Source organism: Opitutus terrae PB90-1, assembly GCF_000019965.1.
GTDB lineage: Bacteria > Verrucomicrobiota > Verrucomicrobiia > Opitutales > Opitutaceae > Opitutus > Opitutus terrae.
Window position 1 is genome coordinate 3,072,255 of sequence record NC_010571.1, and the last position, 22,329, is coordinate 3,094,583.

The following is a 22,329-nucleotide window of genomic DNA, read 5'->3' on the forward strand; positions in this document are numbered from 1 at the left end:
CGCGCGTTCTGCGATGAATTATCGTCATCTATTTCACGCGGGCAATTTCGCCGACGTGATGAAGCACGCGCTGCTGATCGAGCTGATCGGCGCGCTGCAGAAAAAGGAGAAGGGGATCTTCTACCTCGACACACACGCGGGCCGCGGAAGTTACGATCTCGGATTGGCGGCGCGCGGAGACACGCTCGAGCGGCAGCCGGAATGGCCCGACGGCATCGGCCGAATCCTCGCGGCGCGGAGCACCGCCGCCGCGGATGCGAACGCGACAGGGGATCCCTTACGTGCGTATGCGGACCTGGTGCGTCGGTTCGATGCCGAACGTGGGAACACGAACGGTTCTCCGCGCTTCTATCCGGGGTCGCCGGCAATCGCCCAGGTACTGGTCCGGCGACAGGATCGGCTGGCGCTGTGCGAACAAGTGCCGGAAGAGCACGCGTTGCTGGCCGCGGAGTTTGCCCGCGCGCCGCGCACGAGCGTTCACGCGATCGACGGATACGTGGCGGTGCGGGCGATGTTGCCGCCGCCGGAGCGGCGCGCACTCGTGCTGATCGATGCACCGTTCGAGGCGCAGGACGAGTTCGCGCGGATCGAGACGGCGCTGGCGGAAGGGCTCGCGCGGCTGCCAGCGGGGGTGTTTGCCGTCTGGTATCCATTGACGGAACGGGCGCGGGTGGACGCGTTCTTTGCCGGACTGGCGGAGCGACGACTGCCGCCGACGCTGGTACTCGAACTCGCGGTCGCCGGGGAAAACTCGGCGTTGAAAATGCGCGGCTGCGGGCTGGTCGTGGTGAATCCGCCGTGGCACTTCGAGCGGACGGCGGCGCCGATCCTCGAGGCGTTGGCGCGCGAACTGGCGCAGGCGCCGGGCGCGGCGGGCCGGCAGCAATGGCTGGTGCCGGAAAAGTAGAAGCTGTCGTCGAGCGCCGGTTCTAGACCGGCACTACCGTAGCGCCCGTCTCCGAGCGGCGCGCCGGTCGCTGTGCGTTGGCCAAAAAAAACGGCGGTCAGTGACGACCGCCGTTGAAGAAGATGGAAGAGGGACGCTCCCGGTCAGGTGCCCAGCGCATCGGGCTTTCGAATATCCAGGACGAGCTTGGAAATATCGGCGAACGGCGGAATGACGTTCAGCGGCGGGGCCTTGAAGACCGGTCGGTTCCAAGTCACATCCTCGCGCGCCAGGTGGCGCACGATCGCGGGCGTATTCGCCGGCGGCTGATGGTCCATGGGAACGGTGAAAGGCATGACGGGGTGATGCGACCTACTGTTCGGAACAAAGTGCCATATCCCTGAGAGATTTTCTTTGACGAAATGACGTAGAAGTTTTTCTCACGTTTTTTTTGCGGGACCGAGGGCGCGGAGGGGAAAACCCGGCCGCGCCCGGGAAGTTACGCGAGCGGTCGACTTAACCGGCCGCCGGATGCCGCGGGCAGCTTGGGCAAGGTGACGGTGAGCACGCCGTCATCGATCTCGGCCTGGAGCGCCGGGTAATCGAAGTCATGCCCGAGCCGCAACCGCAGCTGATAGTCGCGCTGCGCAGACTCGAGGTGGAGCGCCGTCCAGTTCACGCGGACGAAATGCGGTTTGCGCGCGGTGACGAGCAGGTCGGGGCCGCGGGCCTCGATCTCGACGCCCGAAGCATCGACGCCGGGGACGTAGACCGCGAGTTTCACGGCATCCGCGAGTTCGCGGCACTCGTAGCTCGGCTGACGGAACGGCGACGAGGACGTCGTTCGTTCCGCGCGCCGGCTGCGAGTGGGAGGACTACTGGGATGGATGATCGTGTGCATGGGAAAAAGTGGAAGGGAAGAGGAGGGAGCGGGAGAACGCGCAAAGCGCCGCGGAGGCTCGGGGCCGCCGGGCTTCAGGGAGAGTTCTAAACTGGGTCCGTTAAACGGAAGGTTTAGGCCTGAGAGCCCGAGCCGGCATGCTGTTTAGACCAGCGATGCGTGACCGGACGCATCTGAACGCGGCAAAGAGACGTGACGGCCTTCGTGAACGAAGTGCCGGCAGAGCCGCGAAGATGTTTTTGTTGTCCGATCATGGAAACGTGATGCACGCTGCATACTGCAGCCGGCGTGCCAAGCAGAATTTTATTGTGGTCGTGAAGATTGCGTGACGCTGTGCCGGTCGACACGCTGCCGCCATGGAAGATGCCCAGACCACATTTGCCGAGGTGAAGGAGAAGGTGATGGCGTTCGCGCGCGAGCGGGAATGGGAGCAGTTCCACGCGCCGAAGAACCTGAGCATGGCGCTGGCGGCCGAGGCCGCGGAGTTGATGGAGCACTTCCTCTGGGTGAGTTCCGAGGAGTCGCGCAATGTATCGGCGGATCCGGCCAAACGTGCCAAGATCGCCGAGGAACTTGCCGACGTGATCATCTACGCGCTGGAATTCGCGAACGCGACCGGACTCGACGCGGCGCGATCAATCGAGGCCAAGATGGCGGCGAACGCCCAAAAGTATCCGGTGGAGAAAGCCCGCGGCCGTGCGGTGAAGTATACGGAGCTGTAGCAGGGCACCGAGTCGCAGCGGCAGGCACTAAAGAGTCATACTGGTAGAAGTAGCCCCCGGCTTGGGCAGGGCGGGACCGCTGGGCCCGCCGCTTGTGATTCGCGGCGCGCCGGGCGGTCGCGCTATCGAGGCCTACCTCATCACTGCTTATGGCACTGCGCTGTGTGCCTGCCGATGCTTCGCGGTGTTGTACCTGGCCCGCAGGCGCGGCGGCCTGCCGCTACCCCCCGGTCAATTGCTGCAGCCGCAGCCACAGCGACCGCAGCCGCAACCGCCGGAGGCGCCGGAGCTGGTTCCCGGGCCGGACTTCTGCGCGACGAACCCAAACCCGCCGCTGATGACGCGACGCACCGGCTCGCCGGTGGCGGGGTCCGCCTTGAGTGGGGCATCTTTCATGGATTGGCGCACCTCGAACCGCCGCGGCTCGACGCCGGGAATCGCGGGAATGGTTTCGTAGACGTAGGTGGTCATCGCGGAGCAGTGAAGGCGGCTGGCGCCGGTTTGGCAAATGGGGGCTACGACGCTTTCGGCCGAAAGACGCTGACCGTGTCCGGCCGCGCCTCCAGCCGGGCGCCCCCGGCGAGTTCGATGCAATACGGGATCGCGGGAAACACCGCCTCCAGGTTTTCGCGAATCGCCTTGGGCCGGCCGGGCAGATTCACGATTAGCGTGCGGCCGCGAATCCCGGCCGTCTGCCGCGAAAGAATCGCCGTCGGCACGTAGCGCAGCGAGGTGGCGCGCATCAGTTCGCCGAACCCGGGCAGCTCTTTCTCCAACACCGCACGAGTGGCTTCGGGAGTCACATCGCGCGGCGCCGGCCCGGTGCCACCGGTCGTCACGACCAGGCAACAGCCGGCGACGTCTGCCATGCGGCGCAGCTCGGACTCGATCACTGGCCGCTCGTCGGGAATGATTCTGTAGTCGAGTTCGAAAGGCGTGGCCAACCACTGGCGTAGCAGTGCCACACAAGCTTGTCCGGGCTCGTCGGCATAGACGCCAGCGCTGGCGCGGTCGGAGATGTTGAGGACGCCGATGCGAATCATGGGAACGGGACTGCCCGCGAATTACGCGAATCGGGCGCGAATAGACGAGATCACATTCGCGTGGACTCGCGTCATTCGCGGGAGAACTGCTCGCAGATTTCCCGCGGCGAAGCGCCACGTTCGCGGAGTGCGCGCAGGCTGAGCGCGTCGTGGCGTTTCGCGAGCCGCTCACCGCGATCATCGGTCATCAGCGGGCAATGAAAGTAGCGCGGCGCGGCGTGTCCGAGCGCGCGCAGCAGCAGCAGCTGGCGAAATGTGCTCTTGATCAGGTCGGCGCCGCGGACGACCTCGGTAATCTGCATCGTCGCGTCGTCGACCGCACAGGAAAGCTGATAGCTGGGGACGTCGTCCTTCCGCCAGACGAGGAAATCTCCAAAGTCACGGCCTGCGATCGCTCGCTGCTCGCCGAACCGGCCGTCGTGAAACACGAGTTCTTCGTCGGGCACGCGAAAACGCCAATTGACCGTGATCGGATCGCCGAGTGGCGGCAGCGGCGTGTCGGCAGGCGGGCGGAAGGTTTTGGGGTAAACCGGCTCGTCGTCGGCGTGCGGCGCGCCTACCGCTTCGATGACGTCGCGACGCGAGTGCGTGCAGGGGAAGATCAGCCCGGCGGCGTGGAGTTGCTCGAGCGCGGCGCGATAATGCGCGCGACGTTCGCTCTGGTTGTAAGGCGCATGCGGTCCGTCCACATCGGGCCCTTCGCTCCAGTCGAATCCCAGCCAATGCAGGTCTTCGATCATCGCGGCGACGAAATCCATGCGATAGCGGGTGGAGTCGAGATCGTCATTGCGGAGCACGAGCGTGCCACCGGCGGCCCGCGCTCGTTCGGCGGCGAACCAGAACGTGCGCGCGTGACCGAGGTGGAGCAGGCCGGTGGGCGAGGGCGCGAGCCGGCCGCGATACGGCGCCGAAGGCCCCGAGTTGAGAGCTGAGAGTTGAGAGTTGAGTGAAGCCACGCTCCGCTGAAGCAGCTGCAGCTTTGGGTTGAACCCTCAACTCTCAACCCTCAACTCTCAACCTTCGCTTCCTCTCAACTTTCTGACATGCCCAAGCTTCTCTGTGTCTACTGTTCCTCCAGCGACCGGCTGGACCCGAAATACTATGCGGCGGCCGAACAGCTCGGGCGCGAGATGGCGGCGCGCGGCTGGGGCCTCGTCTATGGCGGCGGGAAAACGGGCCTGATGGGCGCGGTGGCGCGCAGCGTGAAGACCGGCGGCGGGCACGTCGTCGGGGTGATTCCCGAGTTCATGAAAGCGCGCGAGCTCGCCTATGACGAAGCCGACGAACTGGTGACGGTGGTCACGATGCGCGAGCGAAAGCTGCTCATGGAGACGCGGGCCGACGCGTTCGTCGCACTGCCGGGTGGGTTTGGCACGCTGGAGGAGATGATGGAGATCCTCACGCTCCGGCAGCTCACGCTCGTGAAGAAGCCGTGCGTGTTCTTCAACCAAGATGGGTTCTACGACGATCTGCTTCGACTCTTTCAACGGATGCTGGCCGACCGCTTCATGAAGCCGTCGAACCTGGAGCTGTTCCGGGTCGCGGCCACCATCGCCGACATCTTTCTGCAGATCGAAGACGTCCCGCTCGCCACCGCCGAGTCGAAGTGGTTCGAGACGCGCTAACGGGATGTCCGCAGACGAGCTGAACAGCCCCATCGCGATTTGCGACTTCCGCGGGTAGGCGCGCCCTGGGATCCTGCGCTGCGGGTGACAAAGGGAATTTGGCGAGGTTCTTTCCGGGCCCATGCTAGGCCACGCGCGCGGTGAGGATCGGGCGCTGCGGCATGGCGTTGAGTGCGTTGACAAACGCCTTGACGGGCGCGGCGGCCCGACCGCGCTGCCAAAGCACCAGCAAGTCCCAGTGAGCGCCGGCGTCGACCACCGGCACCGTGGCGATCGAGGGGGCGGCGGGTTCGGCGGCAAATTCCGGCAGCAACGCGACGGCATTTTCGCTGACCGCGAGCGACAGCACTTCGGAAATGCTGCCGGCGTGCTGCACGAAACGCGGGCGGAAACCGGCGCGTCGACACATCTGCGCGATCCATTCGTTGTGACCCGGCGATTCGCCGTCGTCCTTGCCGATGAAAAGCTCCCGCCGCAGGTCCGCGAGGCGCAACGTGGCGCGGGCCGCAAGCGGATGTCCGACCGGCAGGGCGGCGATGACGGGCACGCACTGGACGCGGCGGGCATAAAATTCCCGCGAGAGCAGGCGCCCCTCATGTCCGATCAGGGCGACATCGATCTCGTTCGCGCGGAGCGCGCGCATCTGGCCCGCGGCGCAGAGATTGATCAGCCGGACCTTCACGCCCGGATGGACCTGGCGCAGCGCGGCGAGCGCCGGGTTCAGATACGAGCGAGCCAGCGACTGCAGGTAGCCGATGCGAAGCTCGGTGCGATCGCCGCGGCCAAACTGGCGCGCGAGCAGGATCGCGCTCTCGATGCTGCCGAGCGGGCCCGTGATCGCATCTGCCAGGGCCTGTCCCGCCGGCGTGGGCGCGACACCCCGGGCGTGGCGCTCGAGCAGGGGAGTGCCGATCTCGTGTTCCAGGGCTGCGATCTGCCGCGTGAGCGTCGATTGGCTCAGGTGCAGCCGCGTCGACGCCGCCGTGACCGAGTGTTCCGCGAGCACCACCAGGAAGGCGCGAAGGGTAGCGAGTTGCATCGGCGGTAGGTATGCAAAAGGTGCATCGCTGCAAGCGAGCCTTGGCATTGGTCGCAGATTCGCCGGCAGATAGAGTGTCGGGTGAATACGACAACTCTGTCCGAATCCTCCCCTGCAACGGTGCTCAATGCGAGCGCCCCCGATCTCACACGGCATCCGCCGCGCAGCCCCCGCGTCCGCCTTGGCGGCTATGCCATCCTGCCTCGCAGCCTCGACAAGGGCCGTGCGACACTGGCCGGCCGGAGCGGCGAATATCATTTCGCCTGCGCCCTCGACCAGCAGTTTCTCCAGTTCGTCGGGATCTCCGCCGAGGACCTGCGCGCGCAGCTCGCGGCCGGCAAATCGGACGGTGAAATCCTGGAGTGGGTTCGCGTCCATGCCACGCGGCCGCGGTCCGCGGCGGAAATCGATGCTTGGGTGCGAGAGCAGGAACGCCGGGCGCCGGCGGATGGCGACTCGCGGGCCTATTTCGACGGCTTGCGAGCCCAGATTGCTCCGCGCCGCGACGACATCGCCTCGTGGTTCGATCTCCTCGACGTCGACGATCACGTGAGCTTCGGCGGCAAATCGTGAGCCATGTGGCGGCGCACGCGTTTCACCCAACGCCTGGGCATCGATTATCCGATTGTCCAGGGTCCCTTTGGCAGCGGCCTGTCGAGCACGCGACTCGCCGCAGCCGTCTCGAACGCCGGTGGGCTGGGCTCCTATGGCGCGCACATCCTCGGTCCCGAGGAAATTCGCGCCACGGTGGCAGAGCTTCGCACCCGGACCGGGCGGCCGTTCAACCTCAACCTGTGGGTTCCGCTGCCGGGTGAAGCTGCCCTGACGTTGACCGAGAGCGAATTTGCCGCGGAATCAGCGCGGTTCGCATCCGCGCGGGCGGAGTTCGGTCTGCCGGCACCGACGGCGCCGGCGACCTATGCGGCCGCCGATTTCAGCCGGCAACTCGAAGCGGTGATCGAAGCACGGCCGCCGGTGGCGAGCTTCGTGTTCGGGCCGCCGCCGCAGGCGGCGGTGGAGGAGATGAAGCGCCGCGGCATCGTCACCATGGCGGCGGCGACCACCGTCGACGAGGCGGTCGCACTCGAACGCGCGGGGATCGAACTAGTCGTGGCCTCGGGCTCCGATGCCGGAGGGCACCGTCCGTCTTTCCTGCGGGCCGCGGGTGAGTCGCTCGTCGGCACGTTCTCGCTGATCCCGCAGATCGTCGATGCGGTGAGCGTGCCGGTGATCGCGGCGGGCGGCATTGCCGATGGTCGAGGGGTGGCAGCGGCGCTGATGCTCGGGGCCGACGGCGCGCAGGTCGGCACGGCGTTCCTGGCCTGTGACGAGTCGAACGCGAGCGAGGGGCACAAAGCCGAATTGGTGAAACCATCGGCGCGCTGGACAAGCCTTACGCGCGCCTACACGGGGCGGCTGGCGCGCGGCATTCGCACGCCGATGATGATGGAACTGGAGCGCGACGCCGAGGTGCCGCCGTATCCGATCCGTGCGTGGTTTACCTCGCCCCTGAGGAAAGCCGCGGCCAAAGCGGCCCGGCCTGAGCGGCAGGCGCTCTGGAGCGGCCAGGCGGCGGGACTGGTCCGGCGCCGCACGGCGGCGCAATGCTTCGCCGCGCTGATCGAGACCACGGAACGGGCATGGCGGCGAAGCGCCGCGCCCAGCTGATTTGGTTGGACCCGCGGCCCCCGTCGACGCGAGAAAGAAGGATGCACCGTAGCGACGTTCTGAAGAAGCTGCGCTTCCATGCGGCGGCACCGCTGGAGACCCACGAAGCCGGCATGCTAGCCGACATGATCCGGTTCGTGGAAGCGCACGACGACTGCCTTCTCCGCTCGTGTGTGCCGGGCCACCTGACGGGCTCGGCATGGGTGGTGGATGCCGCCCGCCAGCGCACGCTGCTGACCCACCATCATAAACTGGACAAATGGCTGCAGCTCGGCGGACACGCTGATGGTGACCCGGACCTGCTGGCGGTGGCGCTGCGCGAAGCCGCCGAGGAGAGCGGGCTCACGCGACTGCGACCGGTTTCTGCGGAGGTGTTCGACGTGGACCGGCACTTGATCCCGGCGCGCGGCAAGGACCCGGAGCACTATCACTACGATCTGCGGTTCATGATCGAAGCGGACCCCTCCGAGCCGCTGGTCGTGAGCAACGAGTCGAAGGATCTCGCCTGGGTGAACGTCGTAGACGTGACGCGGCTGAATCCCGAAGAGTCGATGGCGCGGATGGTGAGAAAGACGCTGCGCGCGTAGCGGAGCGTCTTGTCACTTCCACAACGCGATCAAATCGTCCTGCCGGACCCAGCCGGTTTGGCCGTTGTCGAACGTGAGCTGAACCCAGCCGAGGAAGGTTTGTCCCGCGAGCCCGACGCTGCCGGCGGGCAGCGGCGTGGTCTTCTGCGTGGTATCCGCCTCGGTCGGAATCGACCGGAGCGTGCCGGTGCGCCATGCGATCACGGCGCGGCGATCGGCCGTTGGGCCAAACGCCCGCAGGCTGGCGAGCGCGGCGAGCGCGAGAACCAGCGCGAGCCCCATTACCATGACGCTGGCCCAAATCCGCCGGCGCGACGAGCGATGATAGGCCCCGATCAGCAGGACGGCGATGGCGGCGGCGAACAACGCGGCGGCGGCGGCGAGGATCATCTGCCAGGCGCCGGGCGAGGCGAGCCGTGCCAACGCCTGCACGGGGCCCGCCGGGAGAAAACCGGCGAGCGGTGCCGGAATGTAGCCGGCCTTGCCCGCAGTCAGCGCGAGCTGCCACTGCACGGGCTCGCTGCGCGGGCGCTGCACGAATGCTCCCGCGGCGTGCGCCGCGGCCTCGCCCCAGCGATCCTGCTGCGCCAGCGCGAGCGAAAGATTATGCCGCGCGATCGCGTCGGTGGGATTACGCGCGAGCAGTTCGGCCCACGCTTTGGCGGCGGCGTCGAACTCACCGCGCCGGTAAGCCTGCGCCGCTTCAGCCGCATTCATCGTCGGGGCTGTGGCGGTCTCGGCGACGACGCGAGGAGCGAGCACGCAGCACAACGCCAGCACGGCGACGAACGGCAGCAGGTTGCGCGGGAGCAGCGCCGTGTAGACGCGGAATCCGGGTACGCGTTTTTCGGCGAGCGCGGCTTCGGCGCGGTCGACCCACTCGACGGGCAACTCAGCGTTCGGGCTGTAAAGCGCGCGATCGGCGGCCTCCCACAAGGCGCACCACGTCGCGCCGACGCCATCGTTGCCGGATGTGCGGGAACCGGATTGGCCGGCAAACACCGCCGCGCTCGGCGCGGCGTGGCGGATCTGCCAGAGGATCGCCGTGTCGTGCTGCCACTGCAGCAGGAGTTGGGCACGCACCGCGGTGCCGGCCGGCCCGCGTGCGGTGCGGAGCGCGCCGAGCGTGGCCGTCAGCCGCTCCTTGGCGGCGCGACGATGGCGTTCGCGATCGGTCATCTGCGCCCGGCGCACCGCCAGCCATGCCCAGAAGAACAGCAGCAGCGCGAACGGCAGAATCACCAGACTGATCAGCACGGGCGCGGACAGCGGCACCATCGCGGTCGTCTCGCCGGGCAACGGATCGCGAGGAATTCCCAGCGGCGTGGTCGGCGGCGGCGGAATCCGCGGCGTCGCAGCTTCCGCCTTGGGTGCGGGCTCGGTTTTCGCCGGCGCGGCGCTCTCGGGAGTCGCGGTCGGCGCCGGCGGTGGCGGCGGAGCCGCGATCGCGACCGTCTGCCGAGGTGTGGACACCGTCTGATATCTGCCAAGCGCCGGGTCGAAGTAGACGAAGCTCACCGGCTCGAGCGTGTAGGAGCCGGCGCGGGTGGGCACGAGGACGACGTCCTCGGTGAGCGTGCTGTCGAATAGCTTGCCCTCGGCGGGCGTGCGCCGCGCCTGCGGCTGGACCACATTGAAATCTTTCGAGACGCTGCGTTGCGGCAGCCCGGCAATCTCGGGCCAGTTGCCGGTGCCGGTCAGCTCGATCGTCCACGTAATCGGTTCGCCGACGGTCGCGTTGGTCGGAATGACCTTGGAGGAAAGCTTGAACTGGCCGACGGCGCCGCTGAAGCCCGGCGGCGGAGAGGGGAGGGCGCGCACCAGCAACGGCGGCTGGTTGGACGTGACGGCGAGTTGTTCGATGCGCGGCGTTTGAAACAGCCCGAAGCCGATGCTGCCGCTCTGGAGGTTCACCAGTTGGTTCGCGGCGTGCAGCGTGACGGCACCGGGGGCCTTGGCGTAGCCGCGCGTGCGGCTGCTGATGCGCAGCCGGGTCTCGCCGCCGACCTGGGCTTCGCTGGGCTCGAACTTCGACCAATCTTCCACGACGAGCGGCGCGGCGTCCCATTCAATATTGCTCCCGAGTTGGTTGAACGCGCGGCGTGACACGTCGAGGACGTAGGTCAGCGAGAACACCTCGCCGGCCCAAACGCTGGGCGCACTGAGCTCGATCCGCGAGGTGATGTTCGATTCCGCCACTGCCGCACTGTTGAAGGCCGGCACGCGAATCGTGCCCTTGTTGGTCTGCACCGAAAACGCGGGGATTCGCAACGGGCCCGAGCGCTGCGCGCGCGCGCGATAAGAGATCACCGTGGTGCGCGTCATCGAAAGATTGACGATGCTGGTCTGTTCCGAACGGCCGAGGAGCGAGAACGTCACACCCTCGATCGTGGGCAGCTGCGGATCGCCCTCGGGCGCGCAGTTTTCAAAAATCAGCTGGAGCGCGGAGGGGTCGTCCGAATCGGCGGCTTCCCAGCGGACCGACTGGGCGCGGGCGGTGGTGAGGCACGCGATGGCCACGAGCAGACACGCGAGCCAGCGTCGCGGGCCGGCAGCGCGCGATGCCGTCTCCCGGCGACGGAGCGAGCGGACGAAGTGCGAGCGAACTTGCGGCAGGATGACGGACATGAGTGTTACCAATCCTTCGTTTTCTTGCGGGGCGTGGTCTGCTTCTGGTCTTCCATCAATTGGAAAAGCTCAGCCGGTGAATCCTTGTCGCGGAGTTGGTCGAGCTTTTGCAGCGGCAAGGCGAGCGCGGGATCCGTCGGCGGCTTCTGCTCGCCGGGCTTGCGCTCCGGGACGCCGCCGACCTTCTGGGTTTGTTCGGGCGGAGGCTGCTGCTCCTCCATTTTGCCGAACGCCGATTGCTTTTGGTCATCCTGCGGCTGCTTGGGCGGTGACTTTTCCTGCTCCGGCGAAGATTGCTGCTGGTCCTGCTGCTCCGGTTTCTCCTGCGGCTGCGACGATCCGTCCTTCTGCTGCTGTTGCTGCTGTTGCTGTTGATCCTGGTTCTGCTCGTCCTGCTTCTGTTGATCCTGATTTTGCTGCTGCTGCTGTTGTTGCTGCTGCTGGTCCTCAGGTTTCTGCAGCAAGGCCTCGAGCTCCGCGCGGAGCTTCGGCCAGTCGGTCGTGCCGGCGTCTAGAGCGGAGCCAAGCTCCACGGCAGCGAGCGCATCGCGCACCGGTCCCTCTGGCACGGGCTGCTGTGCGGACTGCAGGCGCTTGCCCCAGGTGACCGTTTCGCGGCCGAACTCGGCCCAGTCGCGTGCGGTGCGCTGGCTCGAGTTTGCCAGCCGGGTGACAATCTTGGAGAGCAACGGCGGTTCCGGCGCGGCGGCGGGCTCGGCGGCTCGGACGTCCGGTGAGAGCAGCGAGAACGGCGCCAAGAGCAGGACTAGAAGCGTGGCGATTTTTTCGGCGGACCGACGCGGCGGCGTAGCAGGGACGTCGGCGCGCAGCGTGATGGCGCGGGATTTCGGCCGGACGGGAAATTCGTAGTAAAGGCTCACGAGCAGAAACCAGAGTGCGAGCGCAAGCGGCCACTGGAACCGCTCCACCAGTCGGATCGTGTTCTTCTCCAAAAACTGACCCTTCTGCCCGGCTTCGACGGTGGCGGCGAGCACCGCGGCGAGATCCACCCACGTGCTGGCGTCCTCATACACGCCGCTGGTCGCGGAGGCGAGTTCGCGCAGCGTGTTGCTCTCGAGTTTGGAGAGCACGACGGCGCCGCGTTCGTCTTTCACCAGCCCGCCGGCGCCATCAGGGATCATTGCGCCTGCGGTCGTGCCGACGCCCAGTGCGATCACCCGAATGCCGCGATTCTTCAACTCCGCCACATGGCTGCGCCAGTCATCCTCGGTGGCCTCGCCGTCGCTCAGGATGATCAGGAACCGGTCGGCTGCGCCGGTCGCACCGAAAGCGGTGAGCGCGGTGTTGATCAACGCGTCGTAGTTAGTGCCGCCTTCGGGCAGGAACGTCGGATCAAGCGCCGGCAGGAATTCGCGCAGGATCTCGTAGTCCGAACTCAACGGACTCTGGAGAAACGCCGTGCCGGAGAAAACGATCAGACCGACGCGTTCGCCGCTGAGTTTTTCCAGCAGCGATTGCGTGAGCAGCTTGGCGCGATCGAGCCGGGACGGCTTGACGTCAGGCGCGAGCATTGAGCGGGAAAGGTCGATCGCGATCAGGATCTCTCGCGCCTGGTCGAACACCGGTTCTTCGAGCCGGCCCCACTGCGGACGCGCGACCGCGATCACGCCAAACGCGAGCGCGAGGGAGAGCCAGGGCCGCGCCCGGCTCGGCGCGGAGGTGCGATGCGTCGCCAGTCGCAACGAATGCGGGCCCGCCTCAGCGCGCAGGATCTTGTCGTGCGCGTCAGCGTCGCCGGCCCGGCGGCGAACGAGTCCCCACACGAGGAGCGCGAGCGGCACGAGCAGGAGCCAGAGAAGTTGTGGCCAGGCGAAAGTCACGATTGAGCGAAGTATGGTGGTGGCACGGGCATCTTGCCCGTGGTCCGGAGCCGTCTCGGTGATGACGGCGCGGAGCGCCGTCCACGGGCGGGAGGCCCGTGCCACGTGTCAGACGCGCGCGGCCGGATAGCGCCTTGGGGGCAAGGCACTCCACCTCGAAGAATCGGATCAAGAGTCGGGCTCATCGGGTGGCGGGTGCGGCGGTCAATTTCGAACGCGTGGTCGGCGTGGCGCCGTTACCACGGGCGCGCACCAGGAGCGCGGCGAGCAGCAGCGCGGCGAGCCCGGGTGCGGCGAGCCAGTGGAAAAGTTCGGTGGTGAGCAGGTAGCTCTTCGCCTGGAACTCGATTTTTTGCGCGCGATCGATGGCGCGGAAGGCGGACTCGACCGTGCCGACGTCGGCAGCGCGGAAGAAATGGCCGCCGGTCATTTCGGCGATGTCGCGCAGCGCGCCTTCGTCGAGGTCGGACATGATCCGGCGATAGCCGAGCTTGCGGCCCTTGTCGTCGAAGACGGGGAATGGCACGATGCCGTCCTGTCCGGCGCCGATCGTATAGACGGGGATGCCGCGGGCCTTCGCGAGCTCGGCCGCCTGCTGCGGCGTGAGCGAGCCGCGATTGTTGGCGCCGTCGGTGAGCAGGACGACGAAGGCGCCCTGGCGCTTGCCGCCGCTTTCACGCTGGGCCTGCTCGAGCCGCGTCAGCCCGACGCCGAGTCCGTCGCCGATGGCGGTGCCGTCTTCGATCAGCCCCACCTTGATGCGCTCGAGCTGGCTGCCGAGCCAGCGGTGGTCGAACGTCAGCGGCGCCATCGTATAGGCGCGGCCGGAGAACAGCACGATTCCGATCCGGTCGGACGGACGGCGCTCAATGAACGCCTGGATGACCGGCTTGATCGCCTGCAGCCGGTTGATGCGATCGCCGCCGCGTTCGTAATCCTCGGAGAGCATCGAACCGGAAAGATCGATGCAGAGCATGAGATCGTAGCCCTGCGAATGGACGTCGCGCTTGTCCTCGACCTTCTGCGGACGCGCGAGTGCGGCGATGATCAGGATGACCCCGAGCACAGCCAGGCCGATCGGCCAACGCGACACCGACGCGCGCGACGGCCGGTGCCACGCGGCGGCGAAAGGTACGAGCAGGACCGGCACGCGGCGCCGACCGCGCAACCAGAGCAGAAGGGGGAGGATCGTTAGCGCCAGGAGCCATTCAGGATTGGCCAGCCGCAGATCACCGCCGGGCAACTCCAGCACCGCGAGCGCCGGAGCGGCGTTCGCGAATGACGCAGAGATGAAATCCGGAAAGAGTGCGGACATATCTGGCGTGCTTAAACGGCCGGACTGGCAGCAAAGGGATCAACTTTCGCGATCCGAGCTGAACCACAGATGGACACAAATGAACACAGCTCCCGGGGCTCCCCTTCAGCGACTCTTCCCTGTCTGTGTCCATCTGTGTTCATCGGTGGTTAATGGTTTGAGCGCGTCAGCGTGCGTTCATCCGCGCGTGGAAGAAGCGGACGAGCGCGTCGAGGCGGTTTTCGTCGGTGCCGACGACGAGCCGGCTCAGCGGCGCGGGGAAGAGCGCGCGCCAGGCGGTCTCACGTTCCGCGCGCCAGGCGGCGTGCGCCGCACGTTCGCCGGAGTTGCCTTCGAGCGTGACGAGTCGGCCGGAGGTCGGATCGTAAGCGGCGAACGTGTCCTGGGCCGGCAGATTACGTTCCCATGGATCCTCGACGCGAAAGCCCATCGTCTGATAACGCCGCTGCAGCACGACCCAACCCTCGGGTTGCGGACGCGGCGGAAAATCGCCGAGCCAGAGCAGCACGCTGTGCTTGGGGGCGGCGCGCGAGAGAAACCGCCACGGGATGGAGGAGGCGGAAAGTTGAGAGGCGAGAGTTGAGGGTTGAGAGTCGGAGCGCGGCGATTGGAGATCGGAGTTTTCCGTTTGGCGTTTGACGTCTGGAGTTTGGAGTTTTCCGAGCGGCGGGGGCGGCTGAGACAGGAGCGAGGCGGCGGCGTGCAGAATCGCGCCGCGACCGCGGACCGGTTCGCGAAAGACATTGCCGGTCGGCGAGGCGTGGACGAACCCGACGCGGTCGCGATTGACCGCGCCAAGCAGCATGACCAGTCCGGCCAGTTCCATCAGCGCCTCGCGCTTGGACTGCGCGCCGGAGCCGAAGAGCAGCGACGGGGAGTCCTCGAAAACGACGAGCAGCGTGACCTCGCGTTCCTCGACGAATTTTTTGCGGTAAGGTTCGCCAAGCCGCGCGGTGACGTTCCAGTCGATATCGCGGATATCGTCGCCGAATTCGTAGCGCACGACCTGATCGAACTCCATGCCCCGGCCGCGAAACGTGGAGCGATACTCGCCGCTGAGCATGTTCTCGACCGCGTGCCGAACCCGCCACTCGAGCTGACGCAGCAGCGCGAGGGGGTTCTGGGTGGTGGAGGGTGTCGGTAGCGGCGAAGGCATCGATCAGATCGTTCTCGTTCTCCTAATCTTTCTCGTTCTCGCATCGGACCCGGGAGAAGGAGAACGATGACGAGAACGAGGAACGATGGTTAAACGGTCGGCACCGGCGTTTGCTCGAGGACCTGCGCGATGATCTTGTCGGAGGTGACCTCCTCGGCTTCCGCTTCGTAGGTGAGTCCCACGCGGTGACGCATCACGTCGGGGGCGAGTTCCTGAATCAGTGCCGGCGAAACGTAGTCCTGGCCGCGCAGCCAGGCGAGCGCGCGACCGGATTGGTAGAGGGCGAGCGACGCGCGCGGCGAGGCGCCGAAGGTGAGCCAGCGCTTGCCGCCGGCGGGTAGCGCGGCGTTGGCGTCGGCGAGGTTGCGTGTGGCGCGAACGATCGCAAGCACGTAGCCCTGAACGGCGGGCGACATGTGGATCCGATCGACCTCGGTGCGCAGCTCGAGCAACTCGTCACCGCTCGAGGTGGCGGCGAGCGCAGGCTGTTTCGTCACCTGGCCCCAGCGCTGCATCATGGCGGATTCCTCCTCGGCGCTGGGATATTCGACCAACAGTTTGAACAGGAACCGGTCCGTCTGCGCTTCCGGCAACGGATAGGTGCCTTCCTGCTCGATCGGGTTCTGCGTCGCCATGACGAAGAAGGGCGTCGGCAACGGGTGGGTTTGTCCGCCGATGGTGACCTGGCGTTCCTGCATGGCCTCGAGCAGCGCGCTTTGCACCTTGGCCGGCGCGCGGTTGATTTCATCGGCGAGCAGCAGATTGGCGAAGATCGGCCCGCGATGGGCGGTAAATTCCCCGGTCTTCGGCTGGAAAATCATTGTGCCGACGACATCGCTCGGCAGCAGGTCGGGCGTGAATTGGATCCGCTCGAACTGCACGCCCAGCGCGATGCCGAGCGATTTGACGAGCAGCGTCTTGGCGAGTCCGGGCATGCCTTCGAGGAGGACGTGACCGTTGGCGAGCAGCGCGACGAGCAGCCGCTCGATGACAGCGTCCTGGCCGATGACCGCCTTGCCGATTTCTGCGCGAAGTTTCTCAGACCAAACAGGACCGGTAATCATGGAAAAAGGAGTGAAGCGGAACGCGGTGGGACTTGATGGTGACGAAGAAGTTTCAGGCGAACGGTGGTCGCGGAGGCTGCCCCTGGACAAAACGATCAGGCCACCACGTACCGAGCGAAGCGACATCAGACAACACACGAGACACACGAAATGAAGGCTGGATTTCGGGTGCACCCTGCGCGCGGCCGTCCACCCTGGGCGGATCTTGCGTGTATTTCGTGTGTTTCGTGGTTACTCCAATCCGGAGATTGAAGCGAAACGCGGTCCGATGGCTTTACCAATCCAAATTGTCGAAAGGCTAAACCGGCTGGGGGTGAGGGTCGAGGAGGTGGACGAGCGGTTTGTGCGCGGCAGCGGCCCCGGCGGCCAGAAGATCAACAAGACCTCCTCGACGGTGTGGCTGCGGCACGGGCCGACGGGCGTGGAGGTGCGCTGCCAAGCCGAGCGGTCGCAGGCGGCGAATCGCGAGGTGGCGTGGTGGGAGTTGTGCGAAAAACTGGAGGCTCGGGTCCGCCGCGAACGGGAGGCGTCGCTGCAGGCGCGGGAGGCGGAACGGCGCCGGACGCGGCAAAAGAGCCGGCGGCAAAAGGCGCGGATGGTGCAGGCCAAACGCCATCGCGCGCAGCACAAGTCCGCGCGCGGACGCGTGCGCGGAGAGGAGTAGTGGCGGCGAGAAGAACACGATGAGGGCAACGCGTTCCACCTCGGCTGGCCCGAGCTTGCGAAAAGTGTTTTGCCTCCCGGCGAACGCGAGGGAAGATGTTCGCGTGGAGAATCCCGAAAAAGCTCTGGAAGAGGCGCGACAGGCGGGGATCGATCTGGATCTGCTGGATAGCAACCTCGCGCTGCCGGTGAAAGAGCGGTGGCGCCAGCATGATGGGGCGTTGGCATTCATCCTCAAGCTGGAGGAAGCAAAAAGAAAACATGACGCCGGACTTCAGTCGGTTACTCGCGAAGCTCGCTGACTCCGGATTCGAGTTCGTGATCATTGGCGGCTATGCTGCCGTGACGCACGGCTCCGCGCAGGTGACCCGGGACATCGACATGTGTGCAACCCTGACCACCGAAGCGGTGGCGACCCTCCGTCGTGCACTGGCGGAATGGAATCCCCGGCATCGAATCACGCCGCAACGACTGTCTTTTCTCGATGTGTCCCCAGCGGGAACGCCGGTGCAGAATCCATACCTTCAGACGGATGTCGGGACCGTGGATATTCTGTCGTCAGTGCTGGGGGTCGGCGATTCGAACGGCTGAAAAGCCGGGCTGAAAGACTTGAGGTCGAGGGGCGCCCCTACTGGATCATCAGTCTTGAAGATTTGATTGCGGCCAAGGAAACGCTGGGACGCGAGAAAGACCTGCTCGTGGCGGAGGAGCTGCGGGCGATCGCGGCCAAGCGAGCGCAGCGCGCGTAGCGTGCGAGGTGGAGCGGTTTGCTACGAAAGCACTTCGACGGGATCCCCGACGCGCAGGGTGCCGGATTTGGTTTCGTGCACGAGGTTCTGGCCGAAGTTGATTCGCGTGCTGTCGTCGGGATCGCGGCGGAACGTCGCGAGCGTGCGGAGCGGTTCCGCCCCCATCCGCTCGCCGCTGAGCTGATCGGTGGTCGTCACGATGCACCGCGCCGACGGTCCGCCGTTGCGGAACGAAAGCTCGCCGACGCGCAGTCGACTCCAGCCGTCCTCGGCGAAGGGCGCACTGCCGGAGATCACGAAACTGGGACGAAACCGATCCATCGGCACGGGCGCGGCGCCGCTTTCGGCCAAGCGGTCGTTGAGCAGAGCGAGCGACGACTGGGTCGTCGCCATGAACGGAAATCCGTCGGCGAAATGAAACACGTCGGAGGCGGACGCGAGCCGTCCCTCGATGAGCGAACCGCTCGCGCCGCCCGGCGCGAACGCCGGACGATCGAGCACCGGTCGTCGAAACGCGCTGCCGATTCGGACGAGATGAGCCTTCAAACCGAGTTGGCTGGAAAGCCAGTCGGAAGCTTCAGGCCCGCAGTCCTCGGCGAGCAGTCCGTGGCTGCGCCAGACAGCAACGGTGCGGAGCGGCGCGTCCGTGGCGGCGAGCGGCACGGCGAGGGGCGCACCGGCTTGCGCGCGGAGCAGTAGATCGGTCGCGGTGAGCTCGGTCGTGATTCGCGCCATCTGCGGAGCCACGCGCTGGGTCAGCATGGTTCCCTCGCCGTCGATCACCAGAAACCGTCGATCGCCGACCATCCCGAGCGCGTCGACGCGCGCGGCGCTCACCGCAAAACCGCGAAGCGATTTCACCGGATAAAGAAACAGCGCGGAGACGTGCATGGAGAGTGGTGGTGAGCGAGCGATTTCAACCGCCGACCTGCTCAGACGGAAGAGTCGACTGTGTCACGCTCCTCCGTGCAGCGGCGATAGGTGGCGAGATAGTGCGGCTCGTCTGCTTGGGTCGTGAACTGCGTTGGCGTCCGGCCGTCGAGCCCGTAGCAGATCCGCAGGCGGTCGCCGACGAGCTGATAAATGCAGCAAACCACGCGGCCGGTGTGCGGACCCTTGTCCGCCTGCAGTGTCAGCATGCGAGTCGCGGCATCGCCCTCGGCAACATAGCTGCCGGCATCCGCTTCGACGCCGTTGAAGACCATGCTGTAGCGATCCGCCGTGAAATGCAGCACGGTGCACGCGACGACCAACTCCGGCGCCGCCGCACCCGCGAATTCGGCGCGGATCATCTGCCAACGACCGGGAAGAGTGGAGGGAGCGGACATCGGAACGAAGCCACCAAACACACGAAGCAGCCGAAAGGAAAGCCGGAGTGCCTTTAGTCACGCAGGGCTAAAGCCTGACGGCTGCTGCTACGAGACGGATCCAACCGTAGCGAAGGGTGGGAGCAATTGGCAACGCGTTGAGGGCAACGCGTTCCACCTGAGCAGCAGAACACGGGCGCGCCGCCCGGGCCACGGCCGAATTCAACCGCGCTTCACGATTTCGCGGGCGTTGGCTTCGACCACCGCCGGCGTGGAGAGTTCTTTCGCCCCGCGGGCACCGAGTTCCGCGAACCGGCGCGCACCGGGCATCACCGACGACTCGAAAGAGCCCACCGCGGAGTTGTAGCCCTTGAGCGCGTTGTCGAGTCCGCGGCCGATCTTGTCCAAATGCTCGGCGAACGTGACCATCCGATCGTAGAGCTGCCGGCCGAGCAGGCTGATCTCCTCGGCGTTTTGGGAAATCGATTCCTGCCGCCAGCCGTAAGCGGCGGCCTTGAGCAGCGCGATGAGCGTCGACGGGGTGGCGAGCAACACGCGCTTGGCGATCGCGCGATCCATCAGCGAACTGTCGGCGTGAAGCGCTGCGCCAAGGAACTGGTCGCCGGGCAGGAAGAGCACCACGAATTCGGGCGCAGGTTGAAACTGCTCCCAGTAGTTTTTCGCGCCGAGCGCATCGATGTGGTTGCGCACCTTCTGCGCGTGCTCGGCGAGACGCGCGGCGCGGACGTTCTCGTCGGTGGCCTCGCTCGCCGCCCGAAACGACTCCAGCGGCGTCTTCGCGTCGACGACGATCCGCTGGCCGCCGGGCAGCCGTACGACCAGGTCGGCGCGCAAGCTGCCGGAGGTCTCCTGTTCGCAGAAATCGCAGTAGCCGAGCATGTCCGCCATCTCGACCACGCGGCGCAGCTGCAACTCGCCCCAGCTGCCGGCGTAGGTGGTGGAGCGGAGCGCGGTGGACAGCCGCGACGCTTCGGACTGGAGCTGGAGTTGCGCGGTGTTGAGCGAGCGCAGCTGTTCGGTGAGCGAGCCGTAGGCCTCCTTGCGGGCGTTCTCAATCGCACCGATCTTCGCATCCACCTGCTGCAGCGATTCCTTCAACGGCTGCACGAGCGCGGTGATCGCCTGCTGACGCTGCGCGAGTTCACCGACCGATTGCTGCTGCAGCTTGGCAAACGTCTCACGGGCGAGTTCGAGGAACGAGGTGTTGTTGCGGCTGAGCGCGTCGGCGGAGAGCGCCTTGAACTCGTTGGTGAGCCGCGTGTGGGCGTCGATGAGCGTGGCGAGTTTTTCCGTGGCGGAGGCGCGTTCGGCCGCCAGCTGAGTTGAGAGTTGAGTGTTGAGCGATGACAGTTGGGCGAGCTCGGCGCGGACGGCGGCGAGTTCGGTGGCGAGTCGTTGGTTTTCCTCGCTGGCGGCGCGTAGCCGCTCGCGCACAGGCGCGTGCCGCGCAACGAGAAGCAACCAGACCAGCAGGCCGCTCACGGTGGCGGCGGCGAGGGCGACGAGGGCGATCACGCGGGCAGTGTCATCACCGCGGCGCGCGAGGCAATCCCGGAGCGAGCGCGGCGCGGCTGCCGCGCGGATTTTCATTCGGCGCAGCGCGGTGCTTCAGCCCGCCCGGAAGCAGGTGGAGCACGGTTGCGGAAGCATCGCGCTATACCCGGATGGATGGCGCGGCGGCTCATCTCGCTGCGCGAAAAGCTGATCGGCGGACGCGAAAAAACGCGGATGACACGATTGGGCAGCACGCCATACCGCGCGACGGCTGGTCCCCTTGACAGCGCCAAACACGGCCGCCAAAACGCAATGAATTGAAGTAGCATTTGGCCGATCTTCCTTGGGCAAAGCGATTCTTCATGTGCCCGCCAATGCTCACCGAATCTCCTGCTGCCTCTGTTTCAAAAACCGCCAAGCCACTCGTGCTGGTGGTGGACGATGAGTACGGGCCGCGCGAGTCGATCGCGTTCTCGCTTTCGTCCGAATTTACGGTGGAAACGGCGGATCGCGCGGCGGAAGCGCTGGCGAAACTCCGCGCGCAGCCGTTCGCGGTCGTCGTGCTCGACATCCGCATGCCCGAAATGGACGGCATCCGCGCGCTGGAGGAGATGCGCAAGATCGACCCCTTCGTTTCCGTGGTGATGCTCACCGGTTACGGCACGCTGTTGACTGCGCAACAGGCGATGCTCGCGGGCGCGAACCAGTATCTGCGCAAGCCGCCCGATATCGCCGAGCTGCTGGACGCGGTCCGCAAACAGGCGGGCGCCGCCCGGCTGCGGCGGCAGCAGGCGATGATCGCGGACGACCTGCAGGAGATGAACGCCGCGCTCAAGCGCGAGATGGCACAGACCGCGCCGCAGCTCTGGCAGGGCAAGGCATCGGTCGACCTGGTGCACGATTTGAACAATCCGCTGACGGTCGTCGTGGGGTATTCGGCGCTGCTGCTCGAGGAGGTGCGGGCGCTCGCGGCGGCCGATCCGGAGCGGAGCGACCGGCTGCAGCGTTACGCCGAGGTGGTGGAGAAGGCCGCGGAGTATTGTTATCACCTCGCGGAGAACTGGCGGATGGCCTCGCACCAGACCGTCGAGTTCACGCGGCTCGATCTGGTGCAAATCATCCAGGAAGTGCGGCACGTGGTGTTCTTTGGGGAGATCGCGGTGCAGTTCAGCGGGTTGACGGCGGCGTTCGTGCGCGGCTCGAGATTCGAATTGATGCGGGTTTTCCAAAACGTTTTCCGCAACGCGCTCGAAGCGGGGGCGAAGCAACTCGTCGTCGGACTGAATCGCGCGGGTGATCGGATCGAAGTCAGCATCAGCGACAATGGCGAGGGCATGGCGCCGGAGCTGCAACAGCGCGCGTTGAAGGGCGGCTTCAGCAACCGCGAGTATGGACTCGGCCTTGGGCTCGGCATCTGCCGGCACCTGCTCGGCACGCACGGCGCGACACTCGACCTGCAGTCCGCGCCCGGGCAGGGAACGACGGTGAAAATGGTGTTCCCCGCGGCGGAGTGAGGCGACCGATGAACACGAGCACCTTTCCGCTGCGAGTTGTGCCCCGCGGCCGCAGCGATCGTCGCGCGGTCGAGCCGGCGGCGCTGCTGACGCTCGGCGAATGGAT

General features: G+C 66.3%; 24 protein-coding genes. 10 read left to right on the top strand and 14 right to left on the bottom strand.

Annotation, left to right across the window (positions count from 1 at the left end; all coding sequences use genetic code 11):
• Positions 1-13 precede the first annotated feature (13 nt).
• A complete protein-coding gene (locus OTER_RS12080; protein WP_012375201.1) occupies positions 14-907 on the top strand; it encodes a 23S rRNA (adenine(2030)-N(6))-methyltransferase RlmJ in 894 nt (297 codons plus the stop codon).
• A gap of 143 nt (positions 908-1,050) precedes the next feature.
• Here the strand turns inward: OTER_RS12080 and OTER_RS12085 are convergent, their stop codons facing one another.
• Together OTER_RS12085 and OTER_RS12090 are read right to left on the bottom strand one after the other, a co-directional pair.
• Positions 1,051-1,242: a hypothetical protein gene (locus OTER_RS12085; protein WP_012375202.1), complete on the bottom strand. Its 192-nt coding sequence runs from the start codon at positions 1,240-1,242 to the stop codon at positions 1,051-1,053.
• A gap of 143 nt (positions 1,243-1,385) precedes the next feature.
• Complete coding sequence (locus OTER_RS12090; protein ID WP_012375203.1) at positions 1,386-1,787, bottom strand: Hsp20/alpha crystallin family protein; 402 nt, start codon at positions 1,785-1,787, stop codon at positions 1,386-1,388.
• A gap of 356 nt (positions 1,788-2,143) precedes the next feature.
• On the opposite strand from OTER_RS12090, the gene OTER_RS12095 reads away from it, so the two are divergent.
• On the top strand, positions 2,144-2,509 hold the full coding sequence (locus OTER_RS12095) for a MazG-like family protein (RefSeq protein WP_012375204.1): 366 nt from the start codon (positions 2,144-2,146) through the stop codon (positions 2,507-2,509).
• Between the two features lie 231 nt (positions 2,510-2,740).
• Here the strand turns inward: OTER_RS12095 and OTER_RS12100 are convergent, their stop codons facing one another.
• The 3 genes from OTER_RS12100 to gluQRS form a co-directional block, all read right to left on the bottom strand.
• On the bottom strand, positions 2,741-2,980 hold the full coding sequence (locus tag OTER_RS12100) for an FmdB family zinc ribbon protein (protein WP_012375205.1): 240 nt from the start codon (positions 2,978-2,980) through the stop codon (positions 2,741-2,743).
• Positions 2,981-3,024: 44 nt separating this feature from the next.
• Complete coding sequence (gene mog, locus OTER_RS12105) at positions 3,025-3,552, bottom strand: molybdopterin adenylyltransferase (RefSeq protein WP_012375206.1); 528 nt, start codon at positions 3,550-3,552, stop codon at positions 3,025-3,027.
• 71 nt (positions 3,553-3,623) lie between these two features.
• Positions 3,624-4,508 (bottom strand): tRNA glutamyl-Q(34) synthetase GluQRS, encoded by an 885-nt coding sequence (gene gluQRS, locus OTER_RS12110; RefSeq protein ID WP_012375207.1) that lies wholly within the window; start codon positions 4,506-4,508, stop codon positions 3,624-3,626.
• 87 nt (positions 4,509-4,595) lie between these two features.
• On the opposite strand from gluQRS, the gene OTER_RS12115 reads away from it, so the two are divergent.
• The gene (locus OTER_RS12115) at positions 4,596-5,177 is read left to right on the top strand and encodes an LOG family protein (RefSeq protein WP_012375208.1); all 582 of its coding nucleotides are present in this window, start codon (positions 4,596-4,598) and stop codon (positions 5,175-5,177) included.
• A 124-nt stretch (positions 5,178-5,301) separates the two neighbouring features.
• Here the strand turns inward: OTER_RS12115 and OTER_RS12120 are convergent, their stop codons facing one another.
• Entirely contained in the window at positions 5,302-6,216 is a 915-nt protein-coding gene (locus tag OTER_RS12120; RefSeq protein WP_012375209.1) for a LysR family transcriptional regulator, read from the bottom strand.
• An 81-nt stretch (positions 6,217-6,297) separates the two neighbouring features.
• Between OTER_RS12120 and OTER_RS12125 the strand changes: the two genes are divergently transcribed.
• The 3 genes from OTER_RS12125 to OTER_RS12135 are packed head-to-tail and all read left to right on the top strand — an operon-like array spanning position 6,298 to position 8,471.
• Positions 6,298-6,789, top strand: a complete 492-nt coding sequence (locus tag OTER_RS12125) for a DUF5069 domain-containing protein (protein WP_202795976.1) — start codon at positions 6,298-6,300, stop codon at positions 6,787-6,789.
• A gap of 3 nt (positions 6,790-6,792) precedes the next feature.
• Positions 6,793-7,884 carry an NAD(P)H-dependent flavin oxidoreductase gene (locus OTER_RS12130; RefSeq protein WP_012375211.1) on the top strand — a complete coding sequence of 364 codons (1,092 nt, stop codon included), beginning with the start codon at positions 6,793-6,795 and terminating at the stop codon, positions 7,882-7,884.
• A gap of 41 nt (positions 7,885-7,925) precedes the next feature.
• Positions 7,926-8,471: an NUDIX hydrolase gene (locus OTER_RS12135; RefSeq protein WP_012375212.1), complete on the top strand. Its 546-nt coding sequence runs from the start codon at positions 7,926-7,928 to the stop codon at positions 8,469-8,471.
• Between the two features lie 12 nt (positions 8,472-8,483).
• On the opposite strand, the gene OTER_RS12140 is transcribed toward OTER_RS12135, so the two are convergent.
• The 5 genes from OTER_RS12140 to OTER_RS12160 form a co-directional block, all read right to left on the bottom strand.
• Positions 8,484-11,099 carry a BatD family protein gene (locus tag OTER_RS12140; RefSeq protein ID WP_012375213.1) on the bottom strand — a complete coding sequence of 872 codons (2,616 nt, stop codon included), beginning with the start codon at positions 11,097-11,099 and terminating at the stop codon, positions 8,484-8,486.
• A 5-nt stretch (positions 11,100-11,104) separates the two neighbouring features.
• Positions 11,105-12,940 carry a VWA domain-containing protein gene (locus tag OTER_RS12145; protein ID WP_012375214.1) on the bottom strand — a complete coding sequence of 612 codons (1,836 nt, stop codon included), beginning with the start codon at positions 12,938-12,940 and terminating at the stop codon, positions 11,105-11,107.
• Between the two features lie 181 nt (positions 12,941-13,121).
• Entirely contained in the window at positions 13,122-14,255 is a 1,134-nt protein-coding gene (locus OTER_RS12150) for a VWA domain-containing protein (protein WP_012375215.1), read from the bottom strand.
• A 166-nt stretch (positions 14,256-14,421) separates the two neighbouring features.
• A complete protein-coding gene (locus OTER_RS12155; RefSeq protein WP_012375216.1) occupies positions 14,422-15,411 on the bottom strand; it encodes a DUF58 domain-containing protein in 990 nt (329 codons plus the stop codon).
• 89 nt (positions 15,412-15,500) lie between these two features.
• Positions 15,501-16,475 carry an AAA family ATPase gene (locus OTER_RS12160; RefSeq protein ID WP_012375217.1) on the bottom strand — a complete coding sequence of 325 codons (975 nt, stop codon included), beginning with the start codon at positions 16,473-16,475 and terminating at the stop codon, positions 15,501-15,503.
• A 268-nt stretch (positions 16,476-16,743) separates the two neighbouring features.
• Here OTER_RS12160 and OTER_RS12165 point away from each other — a divergent pair, with 268 nt between their 5' ends.
• The 3 genes from OTER_RS12165 (at position 16,744) to OTER_RS12170 (ending at position 17,729) form a co-directional block, all read left to right on the top strand.
• Positions 16,744-17,139, top strand: coding sequence for a peptide chain release factor family protein (locus OTER_RS12165; protein ID WP_012375218.1), 396 nt, complete (start codon positions 16,744-16,746; stop codon positions 17,137-17,139).
• 103 nt (positions 17,140-17,242) lie between these two features.
• Positions 17,243-17,440 (top strand): hypothetical protein, encoded by a 198-nt coding sequence (locus tag OTER_RS25175; protein ID WP_148218103.1) that lies wholly within the window; start codon positions 17,243-17,245, stop codon positions 17,438-17,440.
• Positions 17,400-17,729 carry a hypothetical protein gene (locus tag OTER_RS12170; protein WP_237702358.1) on the top strand — a complete coding sequence of 110 codons (330 nt, stop codon included), beginning with the start codon at positions 17,400-17,402 and terminating at the stop codon, positions 17,727-17,729. The genes OTER_RS25175 and OTER_RS12170 overlap by 41 nt, the downstream gene beginning before the upstream one ends.
• Before the next feature lie 179 nt (positions 17,730-17,908).
• Here the strand turns inward: OTER_RS12170 and OTER_RS12175 are convergent, their stop codons facing one another.
• The 3 genes from OTER_RS12175 to OTER_RS12185 form a co-directional block, all read right to left on the bottom strand.
• Positions 17,909-18,778, bottom strand: coding sequence for an MOSC domain-containing protein (locus tag OTER_RS12175; RefSeq protein ID WP_012375221.1), 870 nt, complete (start codon positions 18,776-18,778; stop codon positions 17,909-17,911).
• A gap of 41 nt (positions 18,779-18,819) precedes the next feature.
• Entirely contained in the window at positions 18,820-19,215 is a 396-nt protein-coding gene (locus OTER_RS12180) for a TIGR03067 domain-containing protein (RefSeq protein ID WP_148218104.1), read from the bottom strand.
• A gap of 201 nt (positions 19,216-19,416) precedes the next feature.
• Positions 19,417-20,730, bottom strand: coding sequence for a DNA recombination protein RmuC (locus tag OTER_RS12185; RefSeq protein WP_044892448.1), 1,314 nt, complete (start codon positions 20,728-20,730; stop codon positions 19,417-19,419).
• Positions 20,731-21,083: 353 nt separating this feature from the next.
• Here OTER_RS12185 and OTER_RS12190 point away from each other — a divergent pair, with 353 nt between their 5' ends.
• Entirely contained in the window at positions 21,084-22,223 is a 1,140-nt protein-coding gene (locus OTER_RS12190; protein WP_044891742.1) for an ATP-binding response regulator, read from the top strand.
• Positions 22,224-22,329: the final 106 nt, after the last annotated feature.